The organism is Pseudomonas fluorescens (genome assembly GCF_900215245.1).
Lineage (GTDB): Bacteria > Pseudomonadota > Gammaproteobacteria > Pseudomonadales > Pseudomonadaceae > Aquipseudomonas > Aquipseudomonas fluorescens.
In genome coordinates this window covers 5871464-5883523 of the sequence record NZ_LT907842.1, presented here as the reverse complement: position 1 = coordinate 5883523, position 12060 = coordinate 5871464, and the positions used below count along the sequence as shown (strand labels likewise).

Annotated in this window: 5 protein-coding genes; 3 read left to right on the top strand and 2 right to left on the bottom strand. The window is 59.7% G+C overall.

Going from position 1 to position 12060, the window contains the following annotated elements; translation table 11 throughout:
- Positions 1–162 precede the first annotated feature (162 nt).
- Entirely contained in the window at positions 163–1788 is a 1626-nt protein-coding gene (locus tag CPH89_RS27095) for a methyl-accepting chemotaxis protein (RefSeq protein WP_053256553.1), read from the top strand.
- A gap of 35 nt (positions 1789–1823) precedes the next feature.
- On the opposite strand, the gene CPH89_RS27090 is transcribed toward CPH89_RS27095, so the two are convergent.
- Positions 1824–2939 carry a Gfo/Idh/MocA family protein gene (locus CPH89_RS27090; RefSeq protein WP_053256552.1) on the bottom strand — a complete coding sequence of 372 codons (1116 nt, stop codon included), beginning with the start codon at positions 2937–2939 and terminating at the stop codon, positions 1824–1826.
- Between the two features lie 285 nt (positions 2940–3224).
- On the opposite strand from CPH89_RS27090, the gene CPH89_RS27085 reads away from it, so the two are divergent.
- Both CPH89_RS27085 and CPH89_RS27080 read left to right on the top strand, forming a co-directional pair.
- Positions 3225–4274 carry a YCF48-related protein gene (locus tag CPH89_RS27085; RefSeq protein WP_053256551.1) on the top strand — a complete coding sequence of 350 codons (1050 nt, stop codon included), beginning with the start codon at positions 3225–3227 and terminating at the stop codon, positions 4272–4274.
- Between the two features lie 15 nt (positions 4275–4289).
- Positions 4290–6665, top strand: a complete 2376-nt coding sequence (locus CPH89_RS27080; protein ID WP_053256550.1) for an efflux RND transporter permease subunit — start codon at positions 4290–4292, stop codon at positions 6663–6665.
- A gap of 63 nt (positions 6666–6728) precedes the next feature.
- Here CPH89_RS27080 and CPH89_RS27075 read toward each other — a convergent pair whose 3' ends face one another.
- On the bottom strand, positions 6729–11795 hold the full coding sequence (locus CPH89_RS27075) for a dermonecrotic toxin domain-containing protein (RefSeq protein WP_053256549.1): 5067 nt from the start codon (positions 11793–11795) through the stop codon (positions 6729–6731).
- Positions 11796–12060 lie beyond the last annotated feature (265 nt).

The following is a 12060-nucleotide window of genomic DNA, read 5'->3' as shown; positions in this document are numbered from 1 at the left end:
ATTTCGAAATGTGCCCATTAATTTCTCAAGTCCGCCGATAGCCTGAATAGGCCCACACATCAATGACAACAGTGGCGCTTAGTGGTCCGAGTGGTGCGTTGACACCCGCGGATCGTGTCGCCGCAGGGATGCGCGCAAACACCCCTTTTTGAGAGCACCCCTATGTCCCTTCGTAATCTGAATATTGCCCCTCGCGCGTTTCTCGGTTTTGCGTTCATTGCGTTGCTGGTAGTAATCCTTGGCGTGTTTGCCGTCAACCGCATGACGACAATCCGCCAGGCATCCGTGGACATGGGGGCCAACCAACTACCCAGTGTGAAATACCTCGGTAACCTCACAGAAAACGTTCTGCGCCTGCGCATTCTGTCCTTTCGGGTACTGATCAACCGCGAACCTGCGGCGCTCGAGGAAGCCAAGACGCGCATCGGCGTATTGATGGATAAGGTCAAGCAGGCTCAAAGCGCGTATTCGGTGATGCCGGCGGGTCCCGAGGAGGCGGCCTTGTACAAAACCTTCGCCGCGACCCTTGAGAGTTACTTCGCGGCTCAGGCCGAGATGCTGTCACTGTCCCAGCAAAACAACGTCGAGGCGATGCGCACCCTGATCAACACGCGTATCAAGAACGGTACCGACTTGATGGGCGAGCAACTCAACCAACTGATCGCGTTCAACGGCGCCGATGCCGACCAGGCCGGGCGTAATGCTGAGGCCAGTTACCAGCAAGGCGTGACCGGGATCATCATCGTTTCAGTCGCGGCGGCGTTGTTGACCGTGTTGCTGGCCTGGCTGTTGACGCGCAGCATTGTTACGCCGCTGCGCAAAGCGGTGGAAGTGGCGCAAACCATTGCCGGTGGCAACTTGACCAGCGTTATTGAAGACGATGGCAAGGACGAGCCGGCACGCTTGCTCAGTGCCCTGTCGGCCATGCAAACCAACCTGCGCCAAACCATCCAGCACATCGCCGGTTCCGCCACCCAGCTTGCCTCGGCAGCGGAAGAACTCAGCGCGGTCACCGAGGAAGCCTCCAAAGGCCTGCAACAGCAGAACAACGAAATCGACCAGGCCGCCACCGCCGTCAACGAAATGACCGCTGCCGTGGAAGAGGTGGCGCGCAACGCGGTGTCCACCTCCGAAGCCTCCAGCCAATCCAACCTGGCAGCGCGTGAAGGGCGTGATCGCGTGGTGGAAACCGTCGGCGCGATTCAAACCATGACTCAGGATGTACAAAACACCTCGGTCATGATCGAAGGCTTGGCCACTCAGGGCCGCGACATTGGCAAGGTCCTCGACGTGATACGCGCAATTGCCGAACAGACCAACCTGCTCGCGCTCAACGCAGCGATTGAGGCGGCCCGCGCCGGTGAAGCCGGCCGTGGGTTTGCGGTGGTGGCCGATGAAGTCCGCGCCTTGGCTCATCGCACCGCGCAGTCGACCCAGGAAATCGAAAAAATGGTCGCCGGTATCCAGAGCGGCACCGGTGACGCGGTACAGTCGATGCAGCAGAGCAACCAGCGCACCCACGCCACCCTGGAAATGGCCCGCGCCGCCGGTGTGGCGCTGGAGCAGATCACCCAATCCATCAGCCTGATCAATGAGCGCAACCTGGTGATCGCCAGCGCCTCGGAAGAGCAGGCGCAGGTGTCCCGTGAAGTCGACCGCAACCTGGTGAACATCCGCGACCTGGCGACTCAATCGGCGGCGGGCGCTAACCAGACCAGCGCGGCCAGCCACGAGCTGTCGCGCCTGGCGGTGGATTTGAACGGGATGGTCGCGCGTTTCGTGATCTGAGCCGAACGCGTGGGGAGCGCGCTGCTCCCCCGCATTTACACCTCGCTCACGTTGACCCAACGCGCCTCGCGCGCGGCCAGGCGAATCGCCGTCGCCAGCCGCTCGACCTCCCACGCCTGGTCAAAGTCGGTGCCATCAACGCCCTGACCCGCCAGCGCCATGTTCAATTCGTGTACTTCCAGCGTCTTCAACTCGTTGTAGCCCAATTGATGCCCGGCCGCCGGGCTGAACGCGGCATAGCCGGGCAGGGCGGGGCCCGCCAGCAACCGCTGGAAACCGTCCTGGCCGACACGGCACACTCGCAGCTCGTTCAAGCGCTCCTGATCGAACGCAAGGGTGCCTTTCGTACCGCTGATTTCGAAACTCAAGTGGTTTTTGTAGCCATGCTTGAGCCAACTGCTGCTCACGGTGCCACGGGCGCCGTTGGCAAAGCGCAGCAGCGCATGCACCTGGTCATCCACGGCAATCGCGCGGTTCGTCGGGCTGCCGGCGGTGGCGGGGCGTTGCGCGTGGACGGTGTGGGTGTCGGCGCACACGCTGAGCACATCGCCCACCAGGTAGCGCGCCATCGACAGCAGGTGGCTACCGAGGTCCGCCAGCGCACCACCGGCATGGTCCACTTCACACCGCCACGACCAGGGCGAGGCCGGGTCGGCCATGAAGTCTTCGCTGAACTCGCCCTGGAAGCTGATGATCTCGCCCAGCTCGCCATCGGCAATCATCTGCCTTGCCAGGCTGATCATCGGGTTGTGCTGATAGTTGTAGCCGACGCGCGTGACCACTCCGGCGGCACGGGCGGCGCGGCGCATCGCGTCGGCCTGCTCCAGGCTGACCGCCAGCGGCTTTTCGCAATACACCGCCTTGCCCGCCGCAATCGCGGCCATGGCCATGGGGTAATGCAGATGGTTGGGGGTGGTGATGGCCACCACGTCAACGCTGGGGTCGTTGATCAGCGCCTGCCAATCGCCATGGGCCTGGGCAAACCCCCACGCCGTCGCGCAACGCTGAGCGCGCGCGGTGTCGGCATCGGCCAGGGCCGCTAACGTGAGGCGTACCGGCAGTTCGAATACCGCCCGCGCATTATTGAACGCTAACGCATGGGCGCGCCCCATGAAGCCTGTGCCGATCAGGCCGATTCCGAGTTCACGCATAGCCGTGGTCCTTTGAATTATTGTTTTCAAGAACACCATTAATGGAATAAAAATTCACTAAATTCAATAGATGGAATAAAAATTCATTAATCAGCCTGGGGAATGCAGCGATATTCAGGCCACGACCAAACGCCGTCAGTTAACAAAAGATAACGTAGCGCCGATTGTCAGACGATTCGAAAGCCCGATAGGATGGCCCTTGCTTCCACCAGGCGCTCTAGAGTGCAGGTTTCAGAGCCCGGGAAGGCGAGACCACCTAACAATAATAAATGGGGAGAAAGGTCTATGAGTGAGCCTGTCATGGGTTGGGCTGTTTGCTGCCCGCGCGCCGCACGCAGGGTTGCGATGCTGGCCACAGCGCTCTCGCTGTTTGGAGTGTTATCGACTCCCACGTTCGCTGCCGGCGATACCCGTACGCAGCCGGTATTTGCGATTGAATCCCCCAAGGCCAGCAAAGGCCTGATGATCGATGTGGTCCATGCCGGCAAACGTCTGGTGGCGGTCGGTGATCGTGGGCACATCCTCTATTCCGATGACCAGGGCAGCACCTGGACCCAGGCCAAAGTCCCCACCCGGCAACTGCTCACGGCAGTGTATTTCGTCGACGATAAACGCGGCTGGGCGGTCGGCCATGATGCGCAGATTCTGGCAAGCGTCGACGGCGGCGCTAGCTGGACCCAGCAATTTCAGGACCTCAAGCGCGAAGCACCGTTGCTCGACGTGTGGTTCAAGGATGCCGAACACGGTATTGCCGTGGGCGCCTACGGTGCGTTGATTGAAACCACCGACGCTGGCAAACACTGGGAAGACGTCAGCGACCGTCTCGATAACGAAGACCAGTTCCACCTCAACGCCATCGCCCACATCAAGGACGCCGGGCTGTTTATCGTCGGCGAGCAGGGCAGCATGTTCCGCTCCAGCGACGACGGCCAGACCTGGGAGAAGCTCGAAGGCCCCTACGAGGGCTCGCTGTTCGGGGTGATCAGCACCGCCCAGCCGCAAACCCTGTTGGTCTATGGCCTGCGCGGCAACCTGTATCGCTCCACGGATTTCGGCATCACCTGGGAGCAAGTCCAATTGAATGCGGCGCGTGGCGCCCTGGAGTTCGGTTTGTCGGGCGCGAGTTTGCTCGATGACGGCTCGCTGGTCGTGGTCGGCAATGGCGGCAGCGTGGTGGTCAGTCACGATGATGGCCAGACCTTCAGCGTATTCAATCGCCCGGACCGCATCTCATTGTCGGCAGTCACTGCTGCAGGCAATGGCAACCTGATTCTGGTCGGGCAGGGCGGTGTACGCGTTGCTACGCCGGCCGGCGCTGAACTCGAAAAACAATAAGAAGGCGGGTAAAGAATGAGCAGTCATCACAACGATAAAGCGACCTTGCTTGAGCGCCTGATCTTCAACAATCGCCCGGCAGTCATCGTCATCTGCCTGCTGGTGAGTATTTTCCTGTTCTGGCAGGCGACGCTGATTCGCCCGTCGACCAGCTTTGAAAAGATGATCCCCCTCAAGCATCCCTTCATCGAAAAGATGATGGAGCACCGTAACGATCTGGCCAACCTGGGCAATACCGTGCGCATCTCGGTGGAGGCCAAGGACGGCGACATCTTCACCAAGGAGTACATGGAGACCCTGCGCCAGATCAACGACGAGGTGTTCTACATCTCCGGCGTTGACCGCTCGGGTCTAAAGTCGCTGTGGAGCCCCAGCGTACGCTGGACCGAAGTCACCGAAGAAGGCTTTGCCGGCGGTGAAGTGATCCCGCAAAGCTACAACGGCTCGCCGCAAAGCCTCGACCAGTTGCGCAACAATGTGCTCAAGTCCGGCCAGGTCGGGCGCCTGGTGGCCAACGACTTCAAGTCGAGCATCGTCGACATTCCGTTGCTGGAGTCCTACCCGGACCCGCAGGACCAGGGCAAATTGCTGGCCCTGGACTACCGCAAGTTCTCCCATGAACTCGAAGACAAGATCCGCGACAAGTTCGAAGCGCAGAACCCCAACGTCAAAATCCACATCGTCGGGTTTGCCAAGAAGGTCGGCGACCTGATTGATGGCCTGGTCATGGTGGTGATGTTCTTTGGTATCGCGTTCGTCATCACCCTGATTCTGCTGCTGTGGTTCACCAACTGCCTGCGCAGCACCGTCGCGGTGTTGAGCACGACGCTGGTGGCGGTGGTCTGGCAACTGGGGCTGATGCACTTTTTCGGTTTCGGCCTCGACCCATATTCGATGCTGGTGCCGTTCCTGATTTTCGCCATCGGTATTTCCCATGGCGTGCAGAAGATCAACGGTATTGCGCTGCAATCCAGTGAGGCGGACAACGCGCTGACCGCTGCGCGCCGCACGTTCCGGCAACTGTTCCTGCCGGGGATGATCGCGATTCTCGCCGACGCCGTGGGCTTTATCACACTGCTGATCATCGACATCGGTGTCATCCGCGAGCTGGCCATCGGCGCCTCCATCGGCGTGGCGGTGATCGTGTTCACCAACCTGATCCTGCTGCCGGTGGCGATCTCCTACGTCGGTATCAGCAAGCGTGCCATCGCCAAGAGCAAAAAGGACGCGCACCGCGAACACCCGTTCTGGCGCCTGCTGTCCAAATTCGCCAGCCCCAAGGTCGCGCCGGTGTCTGTGTTGCTCGCGTTGATCGCCTTCGGTGGCGGCCTCTGGTACAGCCAGAACCTCAAGATCGGCGATCTGGACCAGGGTGCACCGGAACTGCGCCCGGACTCGCGCTATAACAAGGACAACAATTTCATCATCAGCAACTACTCCACCAGCTCCGACGTGCTGGTGGTGATGGTCAAGACCAAGGCCGAAGGCTGTTCGCGCTATGAAGCCATGGCGCCCATCGACCAACTGATGTGGAAGATGCAGAACACTGAAGGCGTGCAGTCGGCGATCTCGCTGGTGACCGTGTCCAAGCAAATGATCAAGGGGATGAACGAGGGCAACCTCAAATGGGAAACCTTGTCGCGCAACCCTGACGTCCTGAACAACTCCATCGCCCGTGCCGATGGCTTGTACAACAACAATTGCTCGCTGGCGCCGGTGCTGGTGTTCCTCAACGACCACAAGGCCGAAACCCTCGACCGCGCGGTGCACGCCGTGCAGGACTTCGCCAAGGAGAACAACAAGGATGGCCTGGAATTTATCCTTGCCGCCGGTAACGCCGGGATCGAAGCCGCCACCAACGAAGTCATCAAAGAGTCGGAGCTGACCATTCTGATCCTGGTCTACCTGTGCGTGGCCACGATGTGCATGATCACCTTCCGCTCTTGGGCCGCCACCCTGTGCATCGTGTTGCCGCTGGTGCTGACCTCGGTGCTGGGCAACGCGCTGATGGCGTTCATGGGCATCGGCGTCAAGGTCGCGACCTTGCCGGTGGTGGCGCTGGGCGTGGGGATTGGCGTGGATTACGGCATCTACATCTACAGCCGTCTGGAAAGCTTCCTGCGTGCCGGCCTGCCGTTGCAAGAGGCTTACTACCAAACGCTCAAGTCCACCGGCAAAGCCGTGCTGTTCACCGGCCTGTGCCTGGCAATCGGCGTGTGCACCTGGATCTTCTCGGCCATCAAGTTCCAGGCCGACATGGGCCTGATGCTCACCTTCATGCTGCTGTGGAACATGTTCGGTGCCCTATGGCTGTTGCCGGCGCTCGCACGGTTCCTGATCAAGCCTGAAAAACTGGCCGGGCAGAAAGGCAACTCGTTGTTTGCGCATTAAGTGCCATTAATCAAAAGCCGCACAGTGTGCGGCTTTTTTTTTGCAGTGCTCAGCCTGTCAGTTTTACAGCTTCAGAAACAGCTTCTGATCCAACGGGGCGTTGATATCGGCGTTGATTATTTGCGCGACGACGCCGTTGCTTTTGGCTTCGGCAATCAAGTCTTTTTTGGTTTTGTAGCGTTGCGACGGGATTTTCAGATGCGCTGCTCTGTGATCATCCCGTGGCCAACCTTTCTGCGGGTAGTGGAAGTGGGCGTACCACACCACGTCGATCTTGCCTTTTTTACGCACCGCGTATTCGGTGAATACGTCGCCAGCTTTTGTGGGCACGTCCCGCCGTACCAGGTTGATATCGACAAACCCATGACGCCACAGGAAGTCGACATTTTCCGCTGTCGGCGGCTGAACCAGATAGCCATCTGCGGTGTGTTGTCGGGCCTTTTGCAGCATTTCATCTGCAGCGGTTCGCCAGCGCGCCACCAACTCGGCGGTTTCCGGCCTGCCACCATGGTTGGCCTCGGCCTGCCGTGCGGTCTCCTTGAGTTGGTTAGCCACGGTCTCCAGCATCTCGTACCAATCCAAAGGGGAGACGGTGTCGCGTCGCTGGGGGTCGTCAAGTTTCTTTTTTTGGAAAAGAATCGATTGCTCGCGTCGCGTCGCGGCATCTAACGACTTTTGCGCATCGCTCTTATAGCTCGCCAAGGGCTTCGGCGAAGCGGCGGGAGACGTTTGCGTGGGCTGGCCGCGGATGATTTTCACCCATCCGCGCTCCTTGGCGTGTTCACTGTAGCTTGCGATAGGTTGACCGCTTTGTGGGTCCAACACATCAATGATGTCGACGGTTCGGCCCGGCTCGGGCGCGCGTAATGTACCAATCAAGGTCTCTTTATGTTCGGTCTTGAACACGCGCTGGTTCTGCGGTTTGGCCCTTTGGTCACTGCGCGCGGGCGCAGCCGGAATCAGAAACTGCTCCTCTTTGACGACCTGTGCCAATTCGGCCTGTGCATCGGCGATGAATTCACTCAGTAAAGCAGTGAACCGCTGGTGGTAGTCCGCCCGAAAGAGCTGTGGATACTCTTCCTGCAAGACGAGGCTGTCGCTCAGGACCTGTTTGTATTTGGTGATAATGGTGTTTAGCGTCGCGTTCCGCTCGCCCAAGGTGAAGTCGTTGTATTGGCGTAGATCCTGGAGTGCTGAAGCTTCGGCTTTCAGATTGTCCTTTAAGAATCGCTCCATCTGACGGCGCGCGGCATCCTCTGGGAAGCGCGCACCCCATGTCGAGGTCAGTTGATGGAGAAACGATAGGTTGTTCAATTTCGTTGTAAGTTCATTGAGCGCGACAGTCGTGGTGTATCGCCTCTTGATGTAGCCCAACGCTTCCTTGTTGCCAAAAGGTGAATCGCTCTTCCACTCAGCCAACAGCGCGCCGACTGCCTGCCTCGACCGCAACAGTTGTTTATTGTTTTCATAGATTATTTTGTACGCTTCAGTCAATTGTTCGTAGGCTGGCTGTATGCCGCTATTGGCATGTGCTTCCAGCTCTGAGATTGAGGCGCCACGCACGCCGTACTGACGGGTGTCGTTAAACAGGCGAACGTAAAAGTTTTCTATTGCCGTCAAGGTGTGCAGCGTATTTTCGTACTCCACTGAACGGTTGTGCTTGAACTCCGATAGATCGTCTATCCCGCCCAACTTCCTCGGCGCAATGGTTTCAACAGTGGTTTTGCTGGCGGCCACAAGTGATTGCGTCAGGGGTTTGAGACGCTCAAGTTGTTGAGCAATCCTGTCCTTCAGCGCGTCGGTAATCTGCCGTTGCTGTGCATAAGGTTCGGCAAATCGAACGGCTGATGCCTCGGTGCTTGCCAGGTTGTAAAGGGTCTTGAGTTTCTTTCGGGCGCTTTCGTACTCGGTGAGGTCGGCCTCGATGTTTGCCATTGCAGTGTCATGTGTTTTTGAAACTTTCTTGCGCTCTTTCAGGTTGCGCCGATAGTCGGTCTCCGCCAGGCGCTTGGCTTGCATACTGTTCGCGAGTGAATCCAGTGGCCTGGCAGATTTTGGCATGCCGCCTCTGAGTTTGGGCGCCAGGTCAAAATGCCACTTACCCTGCGCGTCGCGTGTGATGGGCGGTGCTGTACGTGCCTTGTTGTGTTCATCGATGACGTAGGCGCCATCCAGGTCGTTTGCCACGCGGAACCAGTGATGGTCGATGTTGGCATAAAGCCGGTCATGAATGGTGTACAGGCCTTTTCTGGTGCCTTCGGCGATGGGCGATCCGGGATCCGTTGGCGCCGCTACTTTGAACGAGTCTATGTGCGCAAGCAGGCTTGGCGTTAACCCGCGTGGGCTCGATAATCGCACGTCAATGGCCGTGTTTTCGCCGCCAAAGCTGCCGGAGGCGGGCGCTGCCGGGGCCTGCCGGATGATGGCTTGGCGGGCAACGGGCTCATCGTCGTGACGGGGGCGTGGCCCGGCGCTGTCGGAATGGGCGTCTTGCTTGAATGGTTCAAAAGTGCGCGCGAGCTCGCCGGGCTCGGAGGCGGACGCGTGGCCCAGTGTCATGCCGAGGTTGACGAGCAGGTCGACCACCGCCGAAGACGGGTCCGGGTCGTTTGGTGTGGAAAGCCGCTTGATATCTTCTTCGCTGTTGGCCAGTTGCAGCAGCCAGCCCGCCATCGCCCCCGGCCCACGTAGCACCGGCAGCAGTGTGTTGAATAACAGCCAGCCAAGTTCCTTGTGCGAAGCCCAGCGGCTTTCCGCGTCGGAGGTGGATTGGCCTTCTGCCAGGGTGACCAGGCTGTCGGCATTGGTATGGAACCAGTGTTTCATCAGGTCGCCGTTGAGCACGTCCTGGCGTAGCGTGGTGGCGGTCGCATAACCGTCGACGGCAAGTGCGGTGGGGGTGGGCGTGGTGGGCGGGTCGAACTCATTGAATACCGAGTAGCGTGAAATATTGGGCGTTTGGAAGCCGCCGTTGCCATAGACTGCTCGGGCTTTGTCATCTTTCAGCCACGCCAGAATACTCTCCTGCAACGCGCCTGGCGTACGGATGGCCTCCAGCAGCGCGTCGCGGCTGGGGAACTCAAGCAGCGCCGGTTTCAGTAGGGGGCGATAGAGAATATGCGGGCCGCTGGTAGCGGCCAGCGGCTCGATCAGGAACATGTTTACGGCGACATCCGGTGTGGCCCCCGGCTTGCGCACAAAGGCCAGGGGCCGAACGGTAATCGCTTGGCCGTCCACCTGCTTGCTGCCTACGCCCGGGTGGGTAACCGCTTCGATAAAGCGATAACCCAGGTCGGTAATGCCAGCCTCGCCCTTGAGCTTGAGCTCCAGCGCCTGCATGGCGAGCTGGATCGGCACTTGCTCGATAAAGCGCGCGGTTCGGTCCCGAGCCGATGGGCTATCGCTTTGCAGCTCGCGGTTCAACAGTTGCGGGTAGTGGCTACCGATATCAACGCTGCTGACCAGGTTCTTGAGCATCTGCGGCATGTGCGGATCGCTGACCGGTTGCCCGCGCAGATAAACCTCCATCTGCCCCTTGGGCAAACCCGCGAGGTTGTTCAGGGCCATGTCGACCAGGCTCATCTTCTCCCGTTCGATGTAGCCGCTGCCCAAGTCACCCACGGCGACCTTGAACACCACTTCCAGATCCTGCGCGGTGTAGCCTTTACCTGCCAATTGCTGGTCCAGCTGTTGCCGGGCAAAAGTGCGGATATCGGGGATGCCGTCGAGGAAGGTGCGCCCGTTGTTGCGCTGTACGCTGCTGGCCAGTGCCAGTGAATGATGCCGGTAGGTATCGCGTTCTGCATCACTCGCGTGACTGAGCCATGCCGGTAGATTGTCACGCAGCCGCCCAAGCCTGGTAGCGTTGGGGGTATAGCTCCCTGCAAACCATGGGCTTGGGTCGCTGGCCCGGGAAAATACCTGGTCCAGTTCATCAAGCGTGCCCGATGCCGGCAGTCGAATGGACGCGACGTTTTCCAACATGGCATTCAGGAGGGTCGCGGCTTGTATATCGAAAATATTCGCGTCGGGCGCCTGACGCTTCCAATCAAGGCTATCGAAGACGAACGCCTTCTCCAGATTTCGCCCCCAGGCTTCGCCGAAGGCTTGCAAGGAGTCATACGCGGTTACCACTCCGGCAGGCGTCGCATGCAGGACCTGCGTCCGGCCGGCCACTTCTCGGGTGATCAGCAGGTCCGGGCTGAGCTGTGCGGATGCGCGATCGTCGTGGCGAACGGCGGCCTCAAGGATGAATACGCTGGCTGCCGTATCGCCTTTCGCGCGCACGCGTTGCGCTTGATTTGGGTAGCTGACGATTTGGTCAAGGGTGTCGCGTTGTTGCTCAGTCAGCCCGGGCTGTTTCAAGGCGGCGGTTCGTAGGGTGTCTCTGAGGGTGTCGCTGAGCCATAGCCATCGGTTGGTCTGTGCGTCGCCGGCACGTTGGGTGGTGTAGGCATTACCGGTGAAGTGACGAAGCAGTGCTTGCTCAAACCCACGCTTGAGGGCCGTACGCAGGCTGCGGATCGCCATCTCGATAGCCTGCATATCGATGCCGGGCACCAGTGCTCCCGCCAAGGGCGCCGGCTTGAGCGTATGACCGGTAGCTTGGTCGATCAACGTACAAGCAATGCCTGCTTTATCGGTAAAGTCCAGTTCGCCGTCGGTCGTCAGGTGCTTGAGTGCGACGTCCAGCAGGGGCGTCAGGCAATATTGGGGCGGATTGCTCGAGATGGGTTCGGCCAGCGCGGTGTATTCGAGGTCGAACGCCAACGTGGGGTAGAGGGTTTTGAGCGCCTCGCTGAGTAAACCTGACACAACGGAGCGCAGTGTGGGGCGCTCGGCGAACTGCTGGGCGACCCTATTGGCGGTCAGCTCGGGTGAGCTGGCGGCGTTAACCGGCGCGGGCATTGCAAGTGTGGCAGCCGGGGCCGCGGAGAGTCGCGCAGCGGTCAGCCCGGCTGCTCGGCTGCGTCTGCGCAGGGGGTGCTCGTACTCGGCCTGGGACGAGGTCCCGGAGCCACTCTCAATGGCTGCTTCACGGGCTTCACCCGGTTGGCTGGCACGAGGCGATGGCAATACAGGGCTCAAGGCGTAGTTGAACAGTGTTGGCGGGTGGTTTCCATGAATCATCGTGCAGCTTCCTTGTCGTTAAGATCTGGCTCGGTGTTGCGATTTAACCCTGGCCGCGCGAAGTGAGCAGGTGAGCGAAAGCTAACGATCGGTGCTTAGCCGTGAAATGAACAATGGGTAATAGCCTGTTTCCGAGGCCGCGCTATCCGCGCAAATCCTGATGGCGCCCAGGTCAGCAGGGGGCGCGGTAATTATGGCTGCATGTTAACGGGGCGAATCGATGAGCAGCGGGGTTTAGGTCGATGCAACAAATTGACCTATCATG

Bases quoted from the DNA above. Each gene is read 5' to 3' on its own strand.
- CPH89_RS27095 (WP_053256553.1), top strand. From the start codon at position 163: ATGTCCCTTCGTAATCTGAATATTGCCCCTCGCGCGTTTCTCGGTTTT.
- CPH89_RS27090 (WP_053256552.1), bottom strand. From the start codon at position 2,939: ATGCGTGAACTCGGAATCGGCCTGATCGGCACAGGCTTCATGGGGCGC.
- CPH89_RS27085 (WP_053256551.1), top strand. From the start codon at position 3,225: ATGAGTGAGCCTGTCATGGGTTGGGCTGTTTGCTGCCCGCGCGCCGCA.
- CPH89_RS27080 (WP_053256550.1), top strand. From the start codon at position 4,290: ATGAGCAGTCATCACAACGATAAAGCGACCTTGCTTGAGCGCCTGATC.
- CPH89_RS27075 (WP_053256549.1), bottom strand. From the start codon at position 11,795: ATGATTCATGGAAACCACCCGCCAACACTGTTCAACTACGCCTTGAGC.